The organism is Streptomyces sp. NPDC005551 (assembly GCF_042871785.1).
Classification (GTDB): Bacteria; Actinomycetota; Actinomycetes; order Streptomycetales; family Streptomycetaceae; genus Streptomyces.
This window is the reverse complement of record NZ_JBIAJE010000006.1, coordinates 55,525-79,340: the sequence shown is the minus strand read 5'-3', so window position 1 is coordinate 79,340 and position 23,816 is coordinate 55,525. Positions and strand designations below refer to the sequence as shown.

Below are 23,816 nucleotides of genomic sequence, written 5' to 3'. Positions count from 1 at the left end.
CTTCAGCTCCTCCCGGTCAGTCGTCCTGGTCGTTGGGCATGGTGGCGTGGCGCTCGGCGGTGAAACCGTCCATGAAGGGGATGACGGAGGGGATGTCGACCTGGACGGTGGCGACCACCGTGTCGCCTTCGCCGCCGACCGAGACGTTCGCGTCGAACCGGCCGTCCATCGCGGCCTGGCCCGCCGCGGTTCCGGCCGCCGTGTCCTTCTGGGCGGCGACGCGGGCCGCCGCCCGGGCCCCGGATCCGGCCTGGTTGATGCCGTAGCCGACGAGGCCGAGCTGGATGGCCGCCATTCCGATGACGAGCAGGATGGGCAGGAACCCGGCGAACTCCAGCATGGAGACACCGCGGTCGCCCCAGGGGCGGGACCGCCGGGACGCGGCGGGCGCCGGGGGCCCGTGCCGGTGTGCCGACCGGCGCCCGTCGGGGCCGGGGCACTCCGACGCGTGACGCAAAAGCGACGATCCCCGCCGGCCGGTTCCGGGAGCCCGCGGCAGCCGGCGCAGAGGCAACGACCCCCGCCAGTTCCGCTCGGGCGACCCCGACGGCCGGCACCCGCGTACCCGCGAAAGCACGACGAGGTTCATCCCACGTCCCCCTCCGCCGCCGCGCCCGCCTCGCCCGCGACCTCCCAGCCGGCGTCGAAACCGGGGAAGAACAGCGGTACTTGCGCGGTGACGCGGGCCTTCCACACGTCGCCTTCGAGGGTGCAGGCGATGGCCGCGTCCTGCCAGGCCCCCGGCAGGTGCTCCGCCCCGGCCGCCTGGCAGGCACCGTCCGCGTCACCGTCCACGGCGTACGCCGCCGTGGCCGCCCGCGCCGCCTCGTCGGCCGCGTTCCCGGCCAGGGACCAGGTGTAGCCGTACAGCACGCACTGCCACAGGATCGTCATCACGACGAGCAGCAGCGGGAACATGCCCGCGAATTCGAGGGTCACCGCGCCCCGGTCACCGCCCTTGCGGCGCAGGGCGAGCGCGCCGCGTTCCGGGGCGGCCTTGCGGCGCCGGCCGCCGCCGCCCTCGGGGGCGGGGACCGCGAGGCCCAGTTCGCCGGTGAGGGCCCACAGGGCCTGCTTCACCGTCGAACGGGCGTCCAGGTCCTGGAGGCGGCCCGCGTCGACCACGGACTGGAGTTCCTTGAAGGCGGCGGGCACCGTGGACCGGGCGACCCTGGTGCCGGTGACGCGTTCGACGAGGGACGGCTGGATCTCCGTACCGCGGGAGTGCCGGTTGACGACCGTCGTCGTCTCCTCGGCCTTGCGGATCTGGAGGCGGTCCCACATGCGGACCATGCGTTTGGCGGCGCGTACGGCGACGACGTCGGGGGTGACCAGGAGCAGGGCCTGGTCGGCCATCTCCACGGCGGCCGCGGTCGCGGAGGTCATCTGGGAGCCGCAGTCCACGACCACCACGTCGTGGCGGGAGCGCAGGGCGGCCAGGACCTGGCGGGCGACCCGGTCGGTGATCTCCTCGCCGCGCTCGCCCTCGGCGGGGGCGAGCAGCAGGCCGACCCCGCTCTCGTGCGTGAAGACTGCGTCCTGGAGCACGCGCGGGTTGATGTCGCTGATCCCGGCGAGGTCCGCGACCGACCTGCGGAACTGCACGTCCAGGTAGGAGGCGACGTCCCCGGACTGGAGGTCGAGGTCGAGCAGGGCGACCGTACGTCCGGAGGCCTGCGCGGCGAGGGCGAGGTGGACGGCGGTGACGGTGGCGCCGACGCCGCCCTTCGCGCCGGTGACGGTGACGACGGTGCCGCCGGGGCCGGTGTACAGCTCGGGTGTGCTGCCGAGGTGGCGGCGCATACCGAGCGACCACGCGGCGGCGGCCTGGACGCGCTCGGAGAGGGCGTCGTAGCCCAGCGGCAGGCCGATGATGCCGCGGGCACCGGAGTCCATGGCGGCGGTGAGGACCCCGTTGCCGGTGTCGGCGGTGATGAGGACGACGCCGACCGCCGGGAAGCGCATGACGACGTCGCGGATCAGGTCGAGGGCCGGGACCGGGCCGATCCGTTCGTGCACGAGGACGACCTCGGGCAGCTCCTCCAGGGACTGCGTCGCGAGGCGCGCGAGGGTGTCGAGGAGGGCCGTCGAGTCGGGTACGGGCGGAGCGGGTTCGGTGTCGGCGAGCTGGCTCAGCAGCGTGGTGAGCGCGCGGGCCGAGTCGATGTCACCTACGGCGGGCAGGATGCGGACGGTCATCGGCGGCACCCTCTGCGACGGGCCCCGGCGGGAGCGGTCGACATGTGCGGCCTCCTACTTGTCCTCGTCGAGGGTGTACGTACGGTCGCCGGGGGCGACGGTCGTGTCGGAGCCGCCCGCGACCAGGGCGAGGCGGACGTGGGTCGCGAACGACTCCGCGTACGCGACCCGTTGGGCGTCGGCGGTGTCGAGCGCGAACGTGATGGGGACGGCCTCGCTCGCCGTGCGGCGCCGGTCGTCGCTCGACTGCCCGGGGTCCAGCGCGGTGAGCTTGCCGACGTCGATGACGCGGGCGTTCGCGACGATGACCTTGGACTGGTTCCTGCCCTTGTCGTTCTCCGCCTTGAAGGTGGCGTAGATGTTGACCCGGGCTCCGGGGTCGATCTTTCCGGCCACACCGGTCGCGGCGTCGATCATGATGGCGATCTCCTGCTGGCCGGCCTCCAGCGACGGCCGGTCGACGATCATGTCCGCCTGGAGCAGCGAGCCCTTCTCCAGCCGGGTGACCGCGATCTTGCCGCGGATCTGGGAGAGGCTGGTGACGGCCGTGGACGACACCCAGCGCTCGGGCATCGACACCTTCTCGAACTGGTCGGCGGACAGCTCCCGGTAGGGCGCGATGTCGCTCCTGAGGCGGTACGCCGCCACCTCGGGGCCTACCTTCGAGTTCACGTCACGGATCACCGAGAGCACTCCGGCGAAGGCGCCGAGGGCGCACAGGACCGAGAGGACCAGCAGGATGACGCCGCGGCGCTGGCGTGAGTTCATGACGCGGACAACCTCGATCGGGGGGCGGGGACAGCGGGGTCGAGCGGTCGTGCCTGGCGTTGTTCGGCTGTGGGTACGGTGCGGTGGGCCTAGGTGACGGCCGGGGGCAGGGCGCGCACGGAGGAGCCTGCCCGTGCGGCGGCGTTCGGAAGCTCTCCCGGTGCCGGCAGTGGCGCGGAGCAGAACCCGCAGCGGTCGCCGATGAGTTCGAGGCCGCACCAGTGGCACGTCTCGCGCCGGACGGAGGAGACGAGCTGGTAGAGCACGGAGACGTCGTACAGACCGGCGGCGAACTCGGCGAGTCTCGCCGTCCCCCACCAGCGCGCGGACTGTCCGGGGAGCGGGACGGTGGCGATGCTCTGCACCTGCCAGGCGGGCGCGAGGGTCGTGGTGATCCAGTCGGAGGGCGGCTGGTCGGCCGCGACGAGGAGCCGGGTGCCGAACTCCGGGCCCGTCAGCTCCCCCTGGCCGACCCGCACGAGCTGCGGGCGCGGGTTGGCCAGGACGGCGAACTGGGCGCCGGGCACCCAGGACTTGGCGTGCGACTTCAGGGACACCGGGACGCGGTCGAGTCTGGCGACGGAGCCGAGGAGTGCGCCCGCGTAGATGTAGTGGGCGAGCAGGCGCGCGGCGGAGGCGAGGACGCCGGGGCTGAAGTCGCAGACGGACAGCTGGCGTAACTGCTGTGCCAGCAGCGCGAGTCCGAGCGGCGGCAGGTCGATGCCGAGCAGGGCGATGCGGTCGCTCTCCAGGACCGAGCGGACGGTGTGCAGCCGCCGGGCGAGGTCGTCGGCGCGGGAAGGGGAGGCCGAGTAGAGCGAGATCACGTACCCGTGCTGCTCGATGAGGGTGTGCATGCCGGTGAGGGAGTCCTCGAGGGTGTCCAGCGGCTGCACCACCGCGGGCGGGGTCTGCCGGTCGTGCGGCGGGAGCACCAGATCGGGACTGGTGACGGCTATCGCGGTCGGCACGCTGGAACCACCCCGTTCACCGAGGCGGGATGGTCACCGCCGCCTTCGGATCGCCCCTGTTTCGCCATGGACCGTCACAGATGGCCACACCCGGTCACTCTGACGTCCTCCTGCATCTGCACCATATCCACGGTGTGCCCCGCCCAACACCGACTTCGGCAGATCGACTCACCCGAGGTGCGCGCTTGATCGACGGAGAGTGAATCGCCTCCGGCGCAACGGGGCCGACCCGTAGGGATGTTGGCTCGAACGAGACGCCTTCAGAGGTCTTGACAACCGTATTGGTCTGGACCACCTTGGACCTCCAGCGGTGGCCACCGTTCCGCAACCTCCCCGCCCGCTCCCCCTCACCGGAGGCACCAGTGGACCGCGTACCAGGCATGCCCAGACGCAGACGGACATGGGCGGGGCTCCTCGCCGCCGCGCTCGGGGCGTCGGCCCTCACCCTCACCGGCCTGGCCACCGAGGCGCAGGCCGCCGACGTCAACAACGCGAGGAACGGCGGTTACGAGTCGGGCCTCGGCAACTGGACCTGTTCCGCGGGCAGCGGTACGACCGTGTCCTCGCCGGTGCACGGCGGCTCGGCCGCGCTGAAGGCGACGCCCGCCGGGCAGGACAACGCCAAGTGCTCCCAGACCGTGGCGGTCAAGCCCAACTCCACGTACACGCTGAGCGCCTGGGTGCAGGGCGGGTACGCCTACCTCGGTGCGAGCGGCACGGGGACGACGGACGTCTCCACCTGGACCCCGGACTCCTCGACGTGGAAGCAGCTGACGACCCGCTTCACCACGGGCGCCTCGACGACCTCGGTCACGGTGTACACGCACGGCTGGTACGGGCAGGCCGCCTATCACGCGGACGACCTCTCGGTGTTCGGTCCCGACGGCGGTGGCGGCACCGACCCGGCGCCGACGGTCCCGGCGGCTCCGGCCGGTCTGAAGGTCGCCTCCACCACGTCCTCGTCCGCGTCCCTCGCCTGGAACACGGTCACCGGCGCGACGGGCTACAACGTCTACCGGGACGGCACGAAGGTCACGGCGGTGACCGGCACCTCGGCGACCGTCGCCGGCCTGGCCGCGTCCACCTCGTACTCCTTCCAGGTCACCGCGACGAACGCGGCCGGGGAGTCCGCGAAGTCCGCTGCGGTCACCGGCACGACGGCCGCCTCGGGCGGCGGCGGGGGCGGCGGAACGCTTCCCGCGCACGCCGTCACCGGCTACTGGCAGAACTTCAACAACGGCGCCAAGGTCCAGAAGCTCTCTGAGGTCCAGTCGCAGTACGACATCATCGCCGTCGCCTTCGCGGACGCCACGAGCACGCCGGGGGCGGTGACCTTCAACCTCGACTCGGCCGGGCTCGGCGGCTACACCGTCGACCAGTTCAAGGCCGACGTCCGGGCCAAGCAGGCCGCGGGCAAGAAGGTCATCATCTCGATCGGCGGTGAGAAGGGCACGATCTCCGTCAACGACGCGGCGTCCGCCACGAACTTCGCGAACTCCGTCCACTCCCTGATGCAGACGTACGGCTTCGACGGCGTCGACATCGACCTGGAGAACGGCCTCAACGCGACCTACATGACGCAGGCGCTGCGGTCCCTGTCGGCGAAGGCGGGCTCGTCCCTCGTCATCACGATGGCCCCGCAGACCATTGACATGCAGTCGACGTCGAACACGTACTTCCAGACGGCCCTGAACATCAAGGACATCCTCACGGTCGTCAACATGCAGTACTACAACAGCGGTTCGATGCTGGGCTGCGACGGCAAGGTCTACAGCCAGGGCACGGTGGACTTCCTCACCGCCCTCGCCTGCATCCAGCTGGAGGGCGGCCTCGCCCCGTCCCAGGTGGGCCTCGGCGTCCCCGCCTCCACCAGCGGCGCGGGCAGCGGCTACGTCTCCCCCGCCATCGTGAACAACGCCCTCGACTGCCTCGCGAAGGGCACGAACTGCGGCACGTTCAAGCCGTCCAGGACCTACCCGTCCCTGCGCGGCGCGATGACCTGGTCCACGAACTGGGACGCGTCGGCGGGCAACGCGTGGTCCAACGCGGTGGGTCCGCACGTGCACGGCCTCTGACCCCGGCCGGCACGGACGCCCTCTTCCGGGAGATTTTCCGGGGGAGGGCGTTCGGGGTACGCGTTCACATCATTTCGGGTCGAAGGACCAGACCATCCCGACCTCCATCCTGGACACCAGGACCAAACCGAGATCCCAGTCGTACGATGAGACCGGCGAGCAACAGCTGATGCGCTGGTAGTAGTCCATGTTCCGGCTGTCCCGACCGGTGTTGGCGTAGAAGGCCGACCCTTCCGGGAACCGCGACAGGATGACATCGGCGTCGTCCTCCAGCCCCGGCCTGCGCGCTTCGAAATCCGGAACTTTCTCAACATTGAGCCACAGCGTGGACAGTGCGACGAGAAAGCGTCGAGCGGAGGTCCGTGAAATTTCGGTCAAGCGGAGCTTGAGGCGATCGACCGCATGGTCCACCGGAACTTCGACGAACGGGTAGAAGGGATCGTCGAGCCTTTCGAACTCCTCGGCGAAGGCATCGTTGACGTGCCAGCCGCGAGCGTCCGGCGCGTCTCCACGCATCAGAGTGCCCACGTCGAGTGCCCAGTCCTCGTGCTCTCTGCGCGTCACCTTGGCGATGGTCAGTCGGTGCGCGTACATGCTCAGGGCGTCGGCCCACGCCCTCTCGTGGAGAGCTGCCATCGGTTTCTCCTAGCTCCTCAGTCCTGTCACCATGCGTGGAACGACCACACCATGCCGACCTCTGTCTCGGAGACCAGGATCAGACCGAGATCCCAGACGTGGAACGAGATCGGGTCGCAACCAGAGATGCGTTTGTAGTAGTCGAGGTTCTCGCTGTGGCGGCCGGTGTTGGCGAAGAAGTGGGAACCGTCCGGAAAACGGGACAGGATGACGTCGGCCTTGTCCTCCAAGCCCGCCCTGCGTTCCTCGAAGTCCTCCTCGTTCTCGACGTTGAGCCAGAGCGTGGAGAGGGCCACGAGGAACCGCATGGCGGAGGCGCGCGGGATCTCGGCCAGGTGGGACCTCCAAGCGCCCGTCGTAGCGGGGTCGTCGGGCCGCAGGGCGAAGGGGTAGTACGGATCATCCAGCCTCTCGAGCTCGCCCACGAGGCAGTCCTCGGTACTCCAGCCGCGGTTGTCGGGTGTATCGCCATGCATCAGGGTGTTCACGTCGAGCGCCCAGTCGTGGTGCTCCCTGCTCGTCACCTTGGCGATGCTGTACCTGCGCGCGTACATGCCGAGCGCATCGGCCCACGACCGCTCGTCGAGCCTTCTCATCCGTTGCCTCCTCCCACATCTTCCCTGCCGTACGCCGTCGCGCCGGCCCTCGGCAGCGTCGCCCATATGCGGGTTCCGCCGGCCGGTTCGCGGGCCTTGCCGAAGCCCCAGTCGCCGTCGCAGGCCCGGCAGACGCAGGCCAGGACGCGCAGGGCCGCCCGGCGGCGCGTGGCGCACTCCTCTGCCAACCGGGGGTGCGCGTGCGGCGGGTGACTGTCGTAGACGATCACGCGCAGCGCCTCGGCCCGGTATCGGAGCGCCAGGTAGAACTCCACCGACTCCGTGAACTGACAGGCCACGGCCGTCAGTTCACCGACCGCCTGGAGACCCGCGTCCATCATCCGGTGCAGGTCGTGTGCGGCCAGGAAGGCCCGCGTCGCCGCTCTCGCGAGCTTCGGGCTGGCCAGGGCCGCCGGCAGGGTGAGGCTGTAGGCCAGGGTCTCCGGGCTCGGGGCGGTCGGGTCGGCGGGGTAGGCGGTCGCCAGCGGACAGCGGGACATACGGGCTCCTGTGGTCGTACGCGGATGACGTCACCTCGACGGCAGTAGTGGCCTGTCCCCCTGGCGCGGGCCCGCCCCTCCCAGGGGAGGAGTACGCGGGCAGGCTCACGCGATGCACTTCCGGCTGCCGCGAGTAGCGGGTGCGTCACCGACTGTACGGATAGTCATGGTTACATTGCCACGTAGTTGGTGAGATTGACCCATTCGTGGCCCTGAGATCGTCTGTGGCGTCAGACTGCTGACGACATCGCGGAAGGGAAGTCATGCCAGCGAGGACAGTCACCACCGAACGTCAGCGGCGCCTGGGCAGCGAACTGCGCAAGATGCGGATGGCCGCGGGCATAACGGCGGACCAGGCTGCGGGACTTCTGGGTGTCGACCGCGCGAAGATCTCCAACATCGAGACCGGCATCCGCACCATCAGCCCGGAGCGCCTGCGCACCCTGGCATGCAACTGCGACTGCTCGGACCAGGCGTACATCGGGGCCCTGGTGGCCATGGCCCGTCCCGTCGGCCGCGGCTGGTGGGAGCGTTACCGTGGCGCGCTCTCCCCCGGCCTCCTGGACATCGCCGAACTGGAGTCGTACGCCGTACGGATGCGCACCGCGCACACGGCACACATCCCCGGGCTCTTCCAGACCAGTGACCACGCGCTCGAACTCTTCCGGGCTGTCCTGCCGCCGTTGCCCGAGCACGAGGTCGCGCTGCGTCTGGCGTACCGCGTCGAGCGGCAGCAGGTACTGGAGGGCGAGCACCCGCCCGAGTACGTGGGCCTCGTCCACGAAGCCGCCCTGCGGATGCAGTTCGGGGGCCGCAAGGTGGCCCGCGCCCAGCTCCTGCACCTGATCCACGTGTCCGAGCGGCCCGCCGTGCGCGTGCAGGTCATCCCGTTCTCGGCCGGGACGTTCCCCGGCGCCGGGCAGACGGTCAACTACCTGCACGCACCCGTACCGCAGCTCGACACCGCCCAGGTCGACAGCTCGCACGGCCCGGAATTCCTCGGCGACGAGGCGCAGTTGGCAAAGTACCGTGCCCACTTGGACTGGATGGAGGGCATCGCCCTGACGCCCGAGGCGTCACGCGACTTCATCCACGAGATCGCCAACAGCCTGTGAGGAGACCGCAATGGACCGGATCACCTGGGAGGAACCCTTCTGCGGAGAGGGGGCCAGCTGTTTCCGCCTCGGCACCGACGAAAACGACAACGCCTACATCGCCATAGCCGGGGCCGAGGACGCCTACCTCACCGACTCCCGGGAAGCGCTCCGTACGCTGATCCGGGACATCAAGGCCGGCAAGGCCGACCACCTTCTCTGAGCCGCCCGGCGGTGGTCAGAAGAACTCCGACCACGGCTGGTCCCAGATCTGCTTCACGCACAGGACCAGGAAGAGCAGTCCCGCGGCGGCCAGCATCGCGTTGCTCAGCATGCCGTTGCGCCATTCCGCGGGCGTCCGGGCCGAGTTGAGCAGCCACATCAGGGTGAGGGCGAGGAAGGGCAGGAACGCGGCGCCCAGGACTCCGTACAGGATGATCAGGCGGAAGGGCTGGCCCTCGAACAGCAGCACCATCGGCGGGAAGGTCAGCCACAGGAGGTACGCGCGGAAGGGCCAGGACTTCTCCCGGGCACCGGACGCCACCTCCTCGCCGGAGGCCCCGGGCGCCGGGGACGGCCCGTCGCCGGGGGCCGCCCCTGCCGCCCGGTCCTTGCGGAAGCGTTCCACGAAGTCCGCGAACATCAGGCTCACCCCGTGCCAGACGCCGATCAGCGAGGTGAACGACGTGGCGAAGAAGCCGATCAGGAAGAACTTGGCCGTCGCCGTGCCGTACTCGTCCTCCAGGATGTCGCTGAGCTGGATCAGTCCCTGGTCGCCGGAGGCGATGGCCACGTTCGCCGAGTGCAGGAGTTCCGCGCCGACGAAGAGCATCGCGACGACGAAGATGCCGGTGGTGATGTAGGCGACGCGGTTGTCGAGGCGCATCACCTTGATCCACCCGGTGTTCGTCCAGCCCTTGGCGTTGACCCAGTAGCCGTACGCGGCGAGCGTGATCGTGCCGCCGACGCCGCCGATCAGGCCGAGCGTGTTGAGGACCGAGTCCTTCTCGTCGGGCAGGACGGGGAGCAGGCCGGCGAACGCGTCGCCCAGATTCGGGGTGACGCGGATCGCCAGGTAGACCGTGACGGCGAACATGACGCCCACCAGGACGGTCATGACCTTCTCGAAGACGGCGTACTTGTTGAACCAGACGAAGGCCAGGCCGACCAGCCCGGTGAGGATGGCCCACCACTTGAGGCCCATGACGTCCGGGAAGAGGGCCTGGAGCGGCAGCCCCGAGGAGGACATCGCCGCCGCGCCGTAGACGAAGCCCCAGATCACGACGTAGCCGACGAAGAACCAGGACGTCCAGCGGCCGAGGCTCGCCCAGCCGTCGAAGAGGGTGCGGCCCGTGGACAGGTGCCAGCGGCCGGCTGCCTCGGCCAGGGAGATCTTGACCAGGCAGCCTATGACGGCGGCCCACAGCAGCGTGTAGCCGAAGTTGCTGCCCGCGATGAGCGTGGCGACGAGGTCGCCGGCACCCACGCCCGTCGCCGCGACGACGATCCCCGGCCCGATGTACTTCCAACTGGACTTCCGGGGTAGGGAGGTGACCTCCGCGGACGCTGACTTCCCAGTGGTCTCCGACATGTCGTTCAAGGAAGCGCAAAGGGGCCGGGAACACAAGAGGGCGTGCGGTGCGGAGACCCGGTCGAGCGGGTGCGCGGCCGTGTCTGCGGTGCGGGGCCGGGCCGCACGCGTACAGTCCCGGACCGGGCGGCCCCCGCGTACAGTGCCCGGCTGATTTTCGGCCGGTTCCCGCCACCGGCCACCCACACCTTCTTGACCTGACCATGCCAGCCGCTCACGATGAGCGCCACACCCGCACCAGGCACGTCGCCATGGACCACCCCCCGCTCCACTCCCCACATCCGGAGACCCCGGATTCCCTGGAGAATCTAGGAGACTTCATGCGACTTCGCATACGAGGCAGCGGCGCCGGAAGAGGCCGGCGCACCGCCGCCCTCGCCACGCTCCTCACCCTCGCCCTCGCCGCCCCGATCACCGCCACGGCCACCGACGCCACGGCGACAGGGGCGCGGGCCTCGGCACCCTCGGCGGACGACATCCGCCAGTACGAGATCCACCAGAGCACCACGCCCGTGACGCGTACGGCCATTCAGCGCACCGGCGTCACCGTGGACGAGGCCGACGAGGAGACCGTCGTCGTCTCGGGCCGCGCGGACCAGATCAGGAAGCTGCGGAAGCTCGGCTACGACGTCTCGCCCCTGGGCTCGGCGCCGGACCGGACCGACGGCTCCGACGTGCGGCTCCTGGACTTCCCGTCGGCGGACTCGAAGTACCACAACTACGCCGAGATGAACACGGAGATCAACCAGCGGCTCGCCGCCTACCCGGGCATCATGAGCAAGCGGGTGATCGGCAAGTCCTACCAGGGCCGGGACATCGTCGCCATCAAGGTCAGCGACAACGTCGCGAGCGACGAGGCCGAGCCGGAGGTGCTGTTCACCTTCCACCAGCACGCCCGTGAGCACCTGACCGTCGAGATGGCGCTCTACCTGCTGCGCGAGCTGGGCGCGGGCTACGGCTCCGACTCCCGCGTGACGAACATGGTGAACAACCGCGAGATCTGGATCGTCCCGGACCTCAACCCGGACGGCGGGGAGTACGACATCGCGTCCGGCTCGTACCGCTCCTGGCGCAAGAACCGCCAGCCCAACAGCGGCAGTTCGTACGTCGGCACCGACCTGAACCGCAACTGGAACTTCAAGTGGGGCTGCTGCGGTGGCTCGTCGGGCTCCACCTCGTCGGAGACCTACCGGGGCTCCGCTCCCGAGTCCGCGCCCGAGGTGAAGGTCGTCGCCGACTTCGTCCGCGGCCGGGTCGTCGGCGGGAAGCAGCAGATCACGGCCGGAATCGACTTCCACACGTACAGCGAACTGGTGCTGTGGCCCTTCGGGTACACGTACTCCGACACCACGACGGGCATGACGGCGGACGACCGCAACGCCTTCGCGACCGTCGGCCAGAAGATGGGCGCCAGCAACGGCTACACGGCCGAGCAGTCCAGCGACCTGTACATCACCGACGGTTCCATCGACGACTATCTCTGGGGCACCCAGAAGATCTTCGCGTACACCTTCGAGATGTACCCGAGCTCCGGGGGCGGCGGCTTCTACCCGCCCGACGAGGTCATCGAGCGGGAGACCTCTCGCAACCGGGACGCGGTGCTGCAACTCCTGGAGAACGCTGACTGCATGTACCGCTCGATCGGCAAACAGGCGCAGTACTGCGCGAGCTGACCGGCGTCGCTCCCGGGAGTGCGTGGCTTCCGGGAGCACGTCACTTCCGGGAGTACGTCACTCCCGGAAGTCGTCACTCCTGGAAGTAGGCGTCGAGGACCGCGTCGAGCTGCCTCTCCCACTCCGGGAAACGCGCCCGCGCCGCCGCCTCGATCTCGACCGGGTACCAGCGGCGGTCGGGCGTGTGCACGGTGACCGTGAACCGCTTGCCCCAGCGCGGCAACTCGGTCTCGACGGCGCCGATCTCGTCCCAGCGGAACTCGGCCTCCTGGTCGTCCAGCCGCAGCACCACGCCGCGGTGGTCGGCCCGGACCGAGGCGCGCCGGTCGGCCGCCTCGAAGACGGGACCGTCCGGTTCGCCGTCCTCGTCGGCGGGGGCGGCGTCGGCCGTCTCCGTCCCGGCGGCGGGGTCGGGGGCGTCCGCGGGAGCCGGCTCCTCGGGTGCCGGCTCGGACCCCGCGTCGACGGGACCGGCCTCCGTCCCGGCCTCTTCGGCCGGGTCCTGCGGCTTCACGGGCGCGGGTGACGTGATCCCGGGGACGTACGCCGGATCGACCGCGGCGGCGGGGACGACGGGCACGACGGGCACGTCCGGGGACTGGCTGCTCGAACCTATGCGCTGCTCCACAGCGGGCAGTATGGTCGAAGATCCTGTGCCCGGCACAGCCAGCCCCCGTTTAGCTGCACGGCTGTTATACGAAGAGGCTGAGAACCGCCGCCACCGCGAAGCCGGCCACCGACAGCACGGACTCCAGCACCGTCCACGACTTGAGGGTGTCGCGTTCGGTGATGCCGAAGTACTTCGCGACCATCCAGAAGCCGCCGTCGTTGACGTGCGAGGCGAAGATGGAGCCGGCCGAGATGGCCATGATGACCAGCGCGACGAAGGCCTGCGAGTGGCCGCCGTCGGCCAGCAGCGGGGCGACGATCCCGGCCGTGGTGACGATGGCGACGGTCGCCGAGCCCTGGGCGACGCGCAGCACCAGGGAGATCAGGTAGGCGAGGACCAGCACCGGCAGACCCACGTCGTTGAAGGTGTCCGACAGCGCCTGCGCGACGCCGCTCGCCTTCAGCACGGCGCCGAAGACGCCGCCCGCGCCGACGACCAGCAGGATGTTGCCGACCGGCTTCAGGGACGAAGTCGACACCCGCTCCAGGGACTTGCGGGACCAGCCGCGCCGGATGCCCAGCAGGTAGTAGGCGAGCAGCAGGGCGATGGTGAGGGCGACGAAGGGGCTGCCGAAGAATTCGACGACCGAGCGGCCGGTGGACGGGTCGAACGCGATCGAGGAGAACGTCGCGGCGAGGATCAGCACCAGCGGCGTGCCGATGATGCCGAGGACCGTGCCGAGCGGCACGGCCTTCTCCGGCGGCTCGACACCCGCGGCGCGCTGCTCCTCGACGACGGCGAGCTTGGCCTCCTCGGCGGCCTCGACCATGTCCTGCGGCACGGGGACGAAGATCCGCTTGCCGATCCAGGCCGAGAAGACCCAGGCGGCGAGCACGGCGGGGATGCCGCAGACGATGCCCATGAGGATGACCCAGCCGAGCTGGACGTGCAGCAGGCCCGCGGCGGCGACGGGTCCCGGGTGCGGGGGCAGGAACGCGTGGGTCATCGACAACCCGGCGAGCAGCGGCATGCAGTACAGCAGGATCGACTTTCCGTTGGGGGTCCCCCCGGGACGGAGCTCGTCGGAGTCCTGGGGGAGCTTGGCGGCGGCGTAGACGATCGGCGCCAGGACGAAGATGCCGACGTCGAAGAAGACCGGGATGCCGAAGATGAGGCCGGTGAGCCCCATGGCCAGGGGCGCCCGCTTCTCCCCGAAGAGGTTCAGCAGCCGGGACGCCAGCACCTCGGCGCCGCCGGAGACTTCGAGGATCGCGCCGAGCATGGTGCCGAGGCCGATGATGATCGCGACGTGCCCGAGGATGCCGCCCATACCGGACTCGATGACGGAGACGGCCGTGGACTTCTGGACGGTGCCGAAGAGTTCGGTGACGGACAGTCCGGCGGCGAGGCCGACGGCTATGGAGACGGCGAGCAGGGCGACGAACGGCTGGAGGCGGACCTTGATGATCAGCAGCAGGAGCAGGGCGATGCCGAGGGCGGCCACCGTGAGCAGACCGGCTGTGCCGTCGAGGAGGAGGAGCAGGCCGCCGGTGTGGGGTGGGGTCTCGGGGGCGGGTGCCGGCGCTGCGAGCAGGGGGGACGACATGGTGGTCCTCTGTTTCGTAAGTGCATGAGGCTTTCGGGCAGGGGGGATCGCGGTGCGGCGCCCCGGAGATGACGGGCGCGCCGCACCGTGACGACGTACGGTGTGCGGGAGTCGGGGTGCTGAGGGAGCGTCAGCCGAGGACGGCGAGCGCGTCGATCTCGATGAGGAGTCCGGCCGGCAGGCCGACGTAGACCGTCGTGCGGGCGGCGGGGGGCGCGGTGAGGCCCTGCTCCTCGAAGTAGCTGTTGTAGATGCCGTTCATCTCGGCGAAGTGGTCGACGTCCGTGAGGTAGACGCGGATCATCATCACGTCGTCCCAGGTCGCGCCCCCCTCTTCGAGGATCGCCTTGACGTTGGCGAGGGTCTGGAGGGTCTGCTCGCGCAGGCCGGGCCCGACGGGCGTCGGGGGCTGCCCCTCGACGGCGGGCAGGAAGCCGACCTGGCCGGCGACCTGGAGGATGTTCCCCTTGCGGACGCCGTGCGAGAACCTGGCGGGCGGGGTGGTGTGCGTCGAGGGGGTGAGCGCGGTCTTCTCGGTCATGCGGGGTCCTTTGCTGGGGTCTTGCCGGAGTACTCGCGGCTGATGGCGTCCGCGGTACGGCGCACCAGCGGGAGCAGCGTGAGGAGTTCGTCGGCGGTGACGACGACGTTCGGGGCGGACACCGACATCGCGGCGACGACCCGTCCGTCGGCGCCCCTGATGGGGGCGCCGACGCAGTTGATGGACTCCTCGTGGCCGCCGAGGTCGGTGGCCCAGCCCTGTTCGCGCACCGTCGCCAGCTCCTTGAGGAAGGCGGGGGCGCTGGGGGTCGAACGGGCCGTGTACATGGGGTAGTCGAACTTCTCCGCGAGCTGGCGGCGTTCGGCCTCGGGCAGGTCGGCGAGGAGCAGCTTGGCCACGGCGGCGACGGTGATGGCCACCGGCTTGCCGATCCGCGAGTACATGCGCACCGGGTAGCGGCTCTCCACCTTGTCGATGTAGAGCACCTCGCTCTCCTCGTACACCGCGAGGTGGACGGTGTGCCCGCAGTCCTCGTTGAGGCGGACGAGGTGGGGGTGGGCGATCTCCCGGATGTCCAGGTTCTCCACGGCTTCCTGGGCGAGCGCGAAGAGCCGGGCACCGAGGCGGTAGCGCTGGTCGGACTGGCGGTAGACAAGACCGTGCTCGTGCAGCGTGCGCAGGAGCCGGAGCGCCGTGGACTTGTGGACGCCGAGGCGCTCGGCGACCTGCCCGAGGTCGGCGGGCCCTTCGGCGAGCAGCGGCAGGATGCTCAGTGCTCGGTCGACGGTCTGGCTCATGGGGTGCGTACCTCCTCCTGGGCCCGTGGAGCGGCTTGGGTCCAGCCGGGGCCGAGTCGAAGTCTCCCCCACGCGTCGTCGTCCAGGGCGGCCAGGCGGTCGGCGTGGCCTCGGGCGCAGGGCGCGGCGAGGTCGCCGGGGACGGTGAGGGCGGCGGCGGCCGTCAGGTGGCCGTGGCGCAGCCGCTCGCGGGCGGGCAGTCCGCGCAGGGTGGCGGAGAGGAAGCCGGCGGCGAAGGCGTCGCCGGCGCCGACGGGGGCGACCACGTCGACGCGCGGTGAGGGGACGAAGGTCGCGGTGTCGCCGTCGAAGAGGGTGGCGCCCCGGGGGCCCTGCTTCACGACCAGCGTGGCGGGTTCGGGCAGCGCGGCGCGCACGGCGGCCGGGCCGCCGGTGACGCCCCAGGCGGCTTCGGCCTCGTCCTCGCCGACGAAGACGAGGTCGCTGCCGCGGGCGAGGTCCAGGAGGACGCTGCCCGGTTCCCGGTGCTGCCACAGGTGCACGCGGTGGTTGACGTCGAAGGAGACCAGGGGGCGGCCGGGCCGGGGGGAGGTCAGCTCGCGGAGGAGGTGGAGGCAGTCGTCGGAGAGGGCGGCGGTGATGCCGGAGAGGTGGAGCACCCGGCCCGAGCGGACGGCGTCCAGGTCGACGGTGTCCGCGGACATCGCGGAGGCTGCGGACCCGGTGCGGTAGTACGCCACCTCGTGGGCGTCGGTGGCCCGGTCGCCCGCCGTGCGGAAGTAGACGCCGGTGGGGCGGGCGGGGTCGCGGCGGACGGCGGAGGTGTCGACGCCGTAGGCGGTGACCGCCTCGACGAGGTGGTCGCCGAAGCCGTCGGCGCCCACCCGGCTGACCCAGCGCGCGCTGTGCCCGGCGGAGGCGAGCACGCACGCGACGTTGGACTCGGCGCCGCCGATGCCCCGCTCGAAGGAGGGCACGTCGGCGAGGCGGCCCGGCCGGGACGGCAGGAACGTGACCATGGACTCGCCGAGTGCGACCACCTCGACCGGGCCGGGGCGGCCGTTGGCGGCGCGGTGCCCGGCGGATGCGGGTCCGTTGGTGGTCACGTGGGATCAGACTCCTCGCTTGCTCCGGGTCCACGGCACCGTTGACCCTGCGTTGGCTGGGATGTTAGACAGCAGTGAGCGACATACGCAATGGTCGTTGCACATAATGCAACGGACCCTGACGAGGAGGCTCCATGGCCGCCGACACCACCGCCGCCGAAGCCGTCGCCCGCCTGGCGGCGGACCGCGTCGACCACCGCTTCAAGGGCCTCCCCCCGGACGCCGAGGGCCTGACCGTCGGCGAGCTGGCCGCCCAGCGCCGCAATCTCTTCACCGACGGGTTCACCACCCCCGTCCTCGCCCTCTCCGCCGAAGGACTGCGGCACAACCTCCGGCTCATGGAGACGTACGCGGCCCGCCACGGCCTGGCCTTCGCCCCGCACGGCAAGACCTCCATGGCCCCGCAGCTGTTCCGGCGGCAGATCGAGCACGGCGCCTGGGGCATCACCCTCGCGGTGCCCCATCAGGTGCGTGTGGCACGGGAGTTCGGCATCCGGCGGATCTTCCTCGCCAACGAACTGGTCGACGCGTCCGCCCTGCGCTGGATCGCCGCGGAACTCGCCGCCGACCCGACCTTCCGCTTCGTCTGCTACGCCGACTCGGTGCGCGGCGTCGAGCTGATGGACGCCGCGCTGCGGGGCACGGCGCGTTCCGTGGACGTCGTGGTCGAACTCGCCGCCGGTGAGGGCGCCCGCACCGGCGCCCGCACGGAGGCGGACTGCGCGGCGGTCGCGGACGCGGTCGCCGCCACGTCCACGCTGCGGCTGGTCGGCGTGGCGGGTTACGAGGGCGAGGTCCCGGACGCGACCGGGGACCGCGTCCGCGCCTGGCTGCGCCGCCTCACCGCCCTGGCGGCGGACTTCGACCGGGCGGGCCGCTTCGAGGGCCTGCGCGCGGACCGGGGCGCCGACTTCGAGGACGTCGACGGGATCATCGTCAGTGCCGGGGGCAGCGCCTGGTTCGACGCGGTGGCGGACGTCTTCGCGGAGCTCCCCGAGCTGTCCCTGCCGGTGCTGAAGCTGCTGCGCTCCGGCGCGTACGTCTCGCACGACGACGGTCACTACCGCAGGCTCACCCCCTTCACCCGCGTCCCGGAGGAGGGCGCGCTCCAGCCCGCCTTCCGTCTCTGGGCGCAGGTGGTCTCCCGCCCGTCCGCCGGGCAGGCCTTCGCCAACGCGGGCAAGCGCGACGCCGCCTACGACCTGGACCTGCCGACGGCGCAGGTGATCCGCCGCGACGGCACCGAACGCCCGGCCGCAGGCGTCACGGTCACCGGCCTCTCCGACCAGCACACCTGGCTGAGCACCGCCCCCGGGACGGACCTGTGCGTCGGCGACTGGCTGGGCATGGGCCTCTCCCACCCGTGCACGTCCTTCGACAAGTGGCAGCTGATCCCCGTGGCCGAACCGGACGGCACGGTGACGGAATACGTACGGACGTTCTTCTGACCCCTCCACCCGGCCTGCTCTCGGCGGAGCTGAGGAAACGGGCCGAGACGGGTGGCCGTGAGCGGGCAGGCACCGCGCGGAGCACGCCTGCTCTCGGCGGAGCCGAGGAAACGGGCCGAGACGGGTGGCCGTGGGTGGGCAGGCACCGCGCGGAGCGCGGGAAAGAGACAGCGCGGGCGCAGCCCGGAAACACGCGCCGCAGGCGCGGAAGGAGACGCCCACCATGGACCTGGTGATCAGAGACGCCACCGTCGTGGACGGCACCGGCCAGGCACCGTACCGGGCCGACGTAGGCATCCGGCACGGCAGGATCACGGAGATCCGCAGGGACGGCCCCCTCCCCCGGGGGACCCGAACCGTGGAGGCGGACGGCCTCGCCCTCTCCCCCGGCTTCATCGACATGCACGCGCACAGCGACCTCGCCCTCCTCACCGACCCGGACCACAGCGCCAAGGCCGCCCAGGGCGTGACCCTGGAGGTCATCGGCCAGGACGGCCTGTCGTACGCCCCCGTCGACGACCGCACCCTGACCGAGGTCCGCCGCGCGATCACCGGCTGGAACGGCCCCGGCGACGACATCGACTTCACCTGGCGCTCGGTCGGCGAGTACCTGGACCGGCTCGACCACGGCTTCGACGGCGAGGGCATCGCCGTCAACGCGGCGTACCTCATCCCGCAGGGCACGGTCCGGATGCTCGCCGTCGGCTGGGACGACCGCGAGGCCACGCGTCGTGAACTGGACCGCATGCGGCGCCTGGTCGCGGAGGGCATGCGCGAGGGAGCCGTCGGCATGTCCTCAGGGCTGACGTACACCCCCGGCATGTACGCGAAGGACGCCGAACTCACCGAGCTGTGCCGGGTGGTGGCCGAGCACGGCGGCTACTACTGCCCCCACCACCGCTCGTACGGGGCGGGCGCCCTGGAGGCGTACGAGGAGATGGTGGCCCTCACCCGGGAGGCGGGCTGCCCGCTGCATCTCGCCCACGCCACGATGAACTTCGGCGTGAACAGGGGGAAGGCCCCGGACCTGCTCGCCCTGCTGGACGACGCGCTCGCCGCGGGCGCCGACATCAGCCTGGACACGTACCCCTACACCCCCGGCTGCACCACCCTCGTGGCGCTGCTGCCGAGCTGGGCGGGCGAGGGCGGCCCGGAGGCGGTCCTGGCCCGCCTCGCGGACGACGCGACGGCCGAGCGGATCCGGCACGACATGGAGGTCGTTGGCGCCGACGGCTGCCACGGCGTGCCGGTCGAGTGGGACACGATCGAGATCTCCGGCGTCGGCGACCCCGCTCTCGCGCCGTACGTGGGCTGCACCGTCCAGGAGTCCGCGGCCCGCCGCGGCGAGGCCCCGTGGACCACGGCCCGCCGGCTGCTGATCGCCGACGGCCTCGGCCCGACGATCCTCCAGCACGTCGGCCACGAGGAGAACGTCCGCGCGATCATGCGGCACCGGGTGCACACCGGCGGTTCCGACGGCATCCTGCGGGGCGACAAGCCGCACCCGCGCGCGTACGGCACCTTCCCGCACTATCTGGGCCACTACGTAAGGGAGTTGGGCGTCCTCTCCCTGGAGGAGTGCGTCGCCCACCTGACCGCGCGGCCCGCCGCCCGGCTGCGGCTGCCCGACCGCGGACTCGTGCGCGAGGGCTACCGCGCCGACCTCGTCCTCTTCGACCCGGACACGGTCGCCGCGGGGTCGACCTTCGAGGCGCCGCGCACCCTGCCGGCCGGCATCCCGCACGTCCTCGTCGACGGCCGTTTCGTGATCGAGGACGGGCGGCGGACGGGTGTCCTGGCCGGGCGGGCGGTCCGCCGTACGACGTGACCGCCCGCCGGACGCCTACGGCTTGGGCAGGGTGCACCCGCTGCGGCTCAGGTCGATCTTGTTGTCGATCCCGACGCACGGCACGATCTGGTAGGTCTCCTGGGCGTAGTTGATGCCCTGGCGGACGGTGACGTTGCCGCTCGCGTCGACCTCGCACGGGTTGTTGTCCGTGCAGCGGGCGCCGTCCTCGTTGCCGGTGTTGTTGACGGCGACGACCTTGCCGGTGGTGTTGTCGACGACCGGCGAACCCGACGTGCCGCCGATGGTGTTGCAGGCGGAGGTGTAGCGGACCGAGTCCTTCCAGGTCCACTCCCCCTCCTTCAGGCGGTACACGAAGCCGTCGATGTTGCAGCTGTAGATCCGCTTCCAGTAGCCGGACACGACCTTGATCGCGGTCCCGGCGACGGGGTGCGCCGCGTCGAGCGTCAGCGCGCTGATGCCGTACGAGGCCCTGATCTGCGCGTAGGTGCGGGTGAGCTGGTAGATCGAGATGTCCGTGTCGGTCATCGTCGCGTACGCGATCTTGCTGGCGCGCAGGGTCGCGACCCGGGTGCCCGCGGAGTTGAGCAGGCCGAAGGAGCGGCTGGAGGGCTGGTCGACGACGACCTCGCCCGCGGCCGGGAAGCCGGTCTCCAGACAGTGGCCGTTGGAGAGCACGAGCGCGGGGTCGTCGTCCTCCGATCCCGGCATCCGCACGACGGAGCCGGAACAGTTGCTGAGCGCGACGGTGCCGGCGTAGTTCACCGCCTGCACGGCCGGCGCCTGCACGGCCGGCGCGGGTGCCGTCCGCCCGGCCGGGGCGGGCGCGGGCGCCGCGACCGCGGGTGCCGCGCCGGCCCCGGCGATCACCAGGGCGAAGAGCGCGGCGACGAGAGGCTTTCTCATGTGGGGGTCCCCTCTGTTTTCTGTTGTGCGACATGGGTGGGTGGCCGGAGGTCTTCCAGCCGACTCCTGTTTGTCATGCGCATTGTGAGGGGCCCCCGGCGGGGCGGCAAGGAGCTGTTTCCGGCCGCGAACGGCGTTTTCCGGCTACTTGGGTCGCTTGGTGGAGCCGGATCCGCGACCCGGCCTGCCGTCCGCGCCGTTGCGTGTCGGTTCGGTCGACGCGGCGCTCGTGGGACTCGCCGGGACGCTCCCCGCGGGAACCTTCGGCTCCGCGGCTTCCGTGACGCTCGCGGACGGGCCGACGACCGGGGACGCCGGAGCCGTGGACGCGGGTGCCGGGGAGGCCGACGTCGGTTCCGCGGCGGCGGAAGGACGCTCCGGGGAGCCCCCGGGCGCGGACGCCTCCCGCGTACCGGTGCCCGTGCCGGTCTCCCTGCCGGTACCGGTGCCGGTGTCCATCTCGGCGCCCTCCCCGCGGGGCCGCGGCGCGGGCGACGACCCGGAGCCGAAGACCCCGGCGAGCAGCGCCGCGAGCAGCACGGCACAGACCGCGCCGAGGCCGGCACCCACCAGGCGCAGCAGTCGGGTGCGGCGCCGCCGCACCAGCAGCCGGGCGCGTCGGCCCGGCTCGCCGGCGGACGGGCCGTCGCCCGGCGCCCGGGCGTCGTGGATCTCCATGACCGCCGCCGGACCGGGGCCGGGGCCCTCGGGGGCCGCTCCCCGCCCGCCGGGCGAGCCCGGACCGCCGTACGCGCCCCCGCCCTCGGTCCGCGCCCCGTACGTGTCCCGCGCCCCCGCGCCCCCGGCGCCGTGGGCTTCCGCCGCCCCTTCGCCCCCGGGACCGTAGGTGTCCTGCCAGCCGTGCGCCGCGGCGGGATCCGCGTACGCCTCGTAGGCGGGCGTCACCTCGTCGCCGCGGGGGAGGTACACGTTCGGCGGACTCTCCGGTCCGCCGTGCTGCCATGACATGGGCGCGGATTGTAGAGACCGCAAGGGCTTACGGCGTAGCGGAGCGACAAATCACCCGAAGCCCGACGTCTCACGTGGTGAAAAACACCCCCCGCGCCCCCCGGGGCGGCCGTAAGCTCACGGACATGCAGGTGATCCAGTCCACGAAGCTCGCCAATGTCTGTTACGAGATCCGGGGTCCGGTTCTCGAGGAGGCTATGCGGCTGGAAGCGGCAGGCCACCGCATCCTCAAGCTCAACACCGGCAATCCGGCGGCGTTCGGATTCGAATGCCCGCCCGAGATCCTGGAGGACATCCTCCGCAACGTCTCGTCGGCCCACGGCTACGGTGACGCGAAGGGCCTGCTCGCGGCGCGCCGGGCCGTGGTGATGCACAACCAGACCCTCGGCATCGAGACGGACGTCGAGCACGTCTTCATCGGCAACGGCGTGTCCGAGCTGATCGTCATGGCGATGCAGGGCCTGCTGGACGACGGCGACGAGGTCCTCGTGCCCGCGCCGGACTACCCGCTGTGGACCGCCGCGGTGTCCCTGTCCGGCGGCACGGCGGTCCACTACCACTGCGACGAGCAGTCGGACTGGATGCCCGACCTCGCCGACGTGGAGCGCAAGGTCACCGACCGCACCAAGGCGATCGTCATCATCAACCCGAACAACCCGACGGGCGCGGTGTACGACGAGTCGGTGCTGCGCGGGCTGACCGACATCGCCCGCCGCCACAACCTGCTGGTCTGCTCCGACGAGATCTACGACAAGATCCTGTACGACGGCGCCACGCACACACCGACCGCGTCCGTCGCCCCCGACCTGCTGACGCTCACCTTCAACGGGATGTCCAAGTCCTACCGGGTGGCCGGCTACCGGGTCGGCTGGATGTCGATCTCGGGGCCGCGGGCCCACGCCGACTCGTACATCGAGGGGCTGACGATCCTGGCGAACATGCGCCTGTGCGCGAACATGCCAGGGCAGCACGGCGTGGTCGCCGCGCTGAGCGGACGCCAGACGATCAACGAACTGGTGCTGCCCGGCGGGCGGCTGAAGGAACAGCGGGACGTCGCGTACGAGCTGCTGACCCGGATCCCCGGCGTGAGCTGCGTGAAGCCGAAGGGCGCGCTCTATCTCTTCCCGCGCCTGGACCCGAAGGTCTTCAAGATCAAGGACGACCGGCGGATGGTCCTCGACCTGCTGCGCCAGGAGAAGATCATGGTCGTCCAGGGCACGGGCTTCAACTGGCCCGAACCGGATCACTTCCGGGTGGTCACCCTGCCGTCGGTCGCGGACCTGACCTCCGCCGTCACCCGCATCGGCACCTTCCTGGACGGCTACGGCCAGCCGTGACGCGCACGCCGGTCGGGCACCGACCGGCCACCGGGAACCGACTCAACTTTAGACGCAATCCAAGGTAGGATGGTTTCCTGACAGCACAGGAGGCCTCCCATGTACGAACCGATCCGCTCCAAGTCGGTCCACAGCACGGCGGACGGCCCCAACCCCGGCTTCCCGCACCGCTCCCGCGAGGAGGAGCTGGACATCCAGCTCGCGGGGCATGTGGCGGCCCTGCTCGCGGTGACGGACGAGCTGCGCGCGCTCGCGCCCTCCGCCGACCTCGACCAGGCGGCCGAGCGGCTCGCCGGCCAGGTGACCCGGCTGCGCGGCGGGGCGGCGCCCGTGCGGGCCCCCGTGGCCGCCGCCCACGAACCCCGTCCGGCGATGCTCCACCGGCGGGCGCACGCGCTCGCCGGCCGCGCCCTGGTCGTCGCGGCCTCCCGCGCCGACACGGCCGCCGCGATCCTGGCGGCCGAGCGCATGGACGCCCATGCGGCGGCCATCGGCCCCCGGGCGCTCGCCGCCCGCTGAGCACCCAGGGCTCCCCCGATCGGCCCCGGTCCGCGCGCACCCGCAGCGACGTGCGGACCGGGCGCCACCTTTCCCGGCGCCGGGCGGCGCGACCCGCACTGTCAGCGCCTGCCCAGCACGCAGCCGACGGGCAGCACGACCCTGT

General features: G+C 71.3%; 23 protein-coding genes. 8 read left to right on the top strand and 15 right to left on the bottom strand.

The annotated features are described in order from the left end of the window. Window positions 1-16: 16 nt before the first annotated feature. The 4 genes from ACFYP4_RS18395 to ACFYP4_RS18380 form a co-directional block, all read right to left on the bottom strand. The gene (locus tag ACFYP4_RS18395; protein ID WP_358851701.1) at window positions 17-340 is read right to left on the bottom strand and encodes a TadE/TadG family type IV pilus assembly protein; all 324 of its coding nucleotides are present in this window, start codon (window positions 338-340) and stop codon (window positions 17-19) included. 245 nt (window positions 341-585) lie between these two features. Continuing rightward, on the bottom strand, window positions 586-2,199 hold the full coding sequence (locus tag ACFYP4_RS18390) for a CpaE family protein (RefSeq protein WP_388786315.1): 1,614 nt from the start codon (window positions 2,197-2,199) through the stop codon (window positions 586-588). 54 nt (window positions 2,200-2,253) lie between these two features. Then, on the bottom strand, window positions 2,254-2,967 hold the full coding sequence (gene cpaB / locus ACFYP4_RS18385; protein ID WP_358851703.1) for a Flp pilus assembly protein CpaB: 714 nt from the start codon (window positions 2,965-2,967) through the stop codon (window positions 2,254-2,256). Between the two features lie 89 nt (window positions 2,968-3,056). After that, window positions 3,057-3,938: a hypothetical protein gene (locus ACFYP4_RS18380; RefSeq protein WP_358851704.1), complete on the bottom strand. Its 882-nt coding sequence runs from the start codon at window positions 3,936-3,938 to the stop codon at window positions 3,057-3,059. Window positions 3,939-4,318: 380 nt separating this feature from the next. Here ACFYP4_RS18380 and ACFYP4_RS18375 point away from each other — a divergent pair, with 380 nt between their 5' ends. Further along, window positions 4,319-6,013 (top strand): chitinase, encoded by a 1,695-nt coding sequence (locus ACFYP4_RS18375; protein ID WP_388786313.1) that lies wholly within the window; start codon window positions 4,319-4,321, stop codon window positions 6,011-6,013. Between the two features lie 69 nt (window positions 6,014-6,082). On the opposite strand, the gene ACFYP4_RS18370 is transcribed toward ACFYP4_RS18375, so the two are convergent. Genes ACFYP4_RS18370 through ACFYP4_RS18360 form a run of 3 tightly spaced genes read right to left on the bottom strand, consistent with a single transcriptional unit; the run spans window position 6,083 to window position 7,745 of the window. Next, window positions 6,083-6,649 (bottom strand): hypothetical protein, encoded by a 567-nt coding sequence (locus tag ACFYP4_RS18370; protein ID WP_388786311.1) that lies wholly within the window; start codon window positions 6,647-6,649, stop codon window positions 6,083-6,085. A gap of 26 nt (window positions 6,650-6,675) precedes the next feature. Then, window positions 6,676-7,245: a hypothetical protein gene (locus tag ACFYP4_RS18365; RefSeq protein WP_388786309.1), complete on the bottom strand. Its 570-nt coding sequence runs from the start codon at window positions 7,243-7,245 to the stop codon at window positions 6,676-6,678. Continuing rightward, the gene (locus ACFYP4_RS18360; protein WP_388786307.1) at window positions 7,242-7,745 is read right to left on the bottom strand and encodes an ATP-binding protein; all 504 of its coding nucleotides are present in this window, start codon (window positions 7,743-7,745) and stop codon (window positions 7,242-7,244) included. The genes ACFYP4_RS18365 and ACFYP4_RS18360 overlap by 4 nt, the downstream gene beginning before the upstream one ends. Window positions 7,746-8,008: 263 nt before the next feature. Here ACFYP4_RS18360 and ACFYP4_RS18355 point away from each other — a divergent pair, with 263 nt between their 5' ends. Together ACFYP4_RS18355 and ACFYP4_RS18350 are read left to right on the top strand one after the other, a co-directional pair. Continuing rightward, a complete protein-coding gene (locus ACFYP4_RS18355) occupies window positions 8,009-8,860 on the top strand; it encodes a helix-turn-helix transcriptional regulator (RefSeq protein WP_358851709.1) in 852 nt (283 codons plus the stop codon). 10 nt (window positions 8,861-8,870) lie between these two features. Further along, complete coding sequence (locus ACFYP4_RS18350; RefSeq protein WP_358851710.1) at window positions 8,871-9,062, top strand: hypothetical protein; 192 nt, start codon at window positions 8,871-8,873, stop codon at window positions 9,060-9,062. Window positions 9,063-9,077: 15 nt separating this feature from the next. Here ACFYP4_RS18350 and ACFYP4_RS18345 read toward each other — a convergent pair whose 3' ends face one another. Next, window positions 9,078-10,430: an Nramp family divalent metal transporter gene (locus ACFYP4_RS18345; RefSeq protein ID WP_358851711.1), complete on the bottom strand. Its 1,353-nt coding sequence runs from the start codon at window positions 10,428-10,430 to the stop codon at window positions 9,078-9,080. 320 nt (window positions 10,431-10,750) lie between these two features. Here ACFYP4_RS18345 and ACFYP4_RS18340 point away from each other — a divergent pair, with 320 nt between their 5' ends. Further along, complete coding sequence (locus ACFYP4_RS18340) at window positions 10,751-12,103, top strand: M14 family metallopeptidase (protein ID WP_358851712.1); 1,353 nt, start codon at window positions 10,751-10,753, stop codon at window positions 12,101-12,103. A gap of 73 nt (window positions 12,104-12,176) precedes the next feature. Here the strand turns inward: ACFYP4_RS18340 and ACFYP4_RS18335 are convergent, their stop codons facing one another. The 5 genes from ACFYP4_RS18335 to ACFYP4_RS18315 all read right to left on the bottom strand — a co-directional run bounded on the left by ACFYP4_RS18335 (window position 12,177) and on the right by ACFYP4_RS18315 (window position 16,685). After that, window positions 12,177-12,731 carry a hypothetical protein gene (locus ACFYP4_RS18335; protein ID WP_358851713.1) on the bottom strand — a complete coding sequence of 185 codons (555 nt, stop codon included), beginning with the start codon at window positions 12,729-12,731 and terminating at the stop codon, window positions 12,177-12,179. 64 nt (window positions 12,732-12,795) lie between these two features. After that, complete coding sequence (locus tag ACFYP4_RS18330; protein WP_388786304.1) at window positions 12,796-14,319, bottom strand: GntP family permease; 1,524 nt, start codon at window positions 14,317-14,319, stop codon at window positions 12,796-12,798. 130 nt (window positions 14,320-14,449) lie between these two features. Continuing rightward, the gene (locus ACFYP4_RS18325) at window positions 14,450-14,860 is read right to left on the bottom strand and encodes a RidA family protein (RefSeq protein WP_358851715.1); all 411 of its coding nucleotides are present in this window, start codon (window positions 14,858-14,860) and stop codon (window positions 14,450-14,452) included. Then, the gene (locus ACFYP4_RS18320) at window positions 14,857-15,618 is read right to left on the bottom strand and encodes an IclR family transcriptional regulator (RefSeq protein ID WP_358851716.1); all 762 of its coding nucleotides are present in this window, start codon (window positions 15,616-15,618) and stop codon (window positions 14,857-14,859) included. The genes ACFYP4_RS18325 and ACFYP4_RS18320 overlap by 4 nt, the downstream gene beginning before the upstream one ends. Continuing rightward, window positions 15,615-16,685 carry a sugar kinase gene (locus ACFYP4_RS18315; RefSeq protein ID WP_388786302.1) on the bottom strand — a complete coding sequence of 357 codons (1,071 nt, stop codon included), beginning with the start codon at window positions 16,683-16,685 and terminating at the stop codon, window positions 15,615-15,617. Before ACFYP4_RS18315 ends, ACFYP4_RS18320 begins: the two co-directional genes overlap by 4 nt. A 134-nt stretch (window positions 16,686-16,819) precedes the next feature. On the opposite strand from ACFYP4_RS18315, the gene ACFYP4_RS18310 reads away from it, so the two are divergent. Both ACFYP4_RS18310 and ACFYP4_RS18305 read left to right on the top strand, forming a co-directional pair. Continuing rightward, complete coding sequence (locus tag ACFYP4_RS18310) at window positions 16,820-18,133, top strand: amino acid deaminase (RefSeq protein ID WP_388786300.1); 1,314 nt, start codon at window positions 16,820-16,822, stop codon at window positions 18,131-18,133. Between the two features lie 124 nt (window positions 18,134-18,257). Continuing rightward, window positions 18,258-19,961, top strand: a complete 1,704-nt coding sequence (locus ACFYP4_RS18305; protein WP_388786298.1) for an amidohydrolase family protein — start codon at window positions 18,258-18,260, stop codon at window positions 19,959-19,961. Between the two features lie 15 nt (window positions 19,962-19,976). On the opposite strand, the gene ACFYP4_RS18300 is transcribed toward ACFYP4_RS18305, so the two are convergent. After that, the gene (locus ACFYP4_RS18300) at window positions 19,977-20,846 is read right to left on the bottom strand and encodes a serine protease (protein WP_358851720.1); all 870 of its coding nucleotides are present in this window, start codon (window positions 20,844-20,846) and stop codon (window positions 19,977-19,979) included. Between the two features lie 144 nt (window positions 20,847-20,990). Beyond that, window positions 20,991-21,815, bottom strand: coding sequence for a hypothetical protein (locus tag ACFYP4_RS18295; RefSeq protein ID WP_358851721.1), 825 nt, complete (start codon window positions 21,813-21,815; stop codon window positions 20,991-20,993). A 125-nt stretch (window positions 21,816-21,940) separates the two neighbouring features. On the opposite strand from ACFYP4_RS18295, the gene ACFYP4_RS18290 reads away from it, so the two are divergent. Further along, window positions 21,941-23,152 (top strand): pyridoxal phosphate-dependent aminotransferase, encoded by a 1,212-nt coding sequence (locus ACFYP4_RS18290; protein WP_358851722.1) that lies wholly within the window; start codon window positions 21,941-21,943, stop codon window positions 23,150-23,152. 99 nt (window positions 23,153-23,251) lie between these two features. Further along, window positions 23,252-23,671 (top strand): hypothetical protein, encoded by a 420-nt coding sequence (locus ACFYP4_RS18285; RefSeq protein ID WP_358851723.1) that lies wholly within the window; start codon window positions 23,252-23,254, stop codon window positions 23,669-23,671. Window positions 23,672-23,816: the final 145 nt, after the last annotated feature.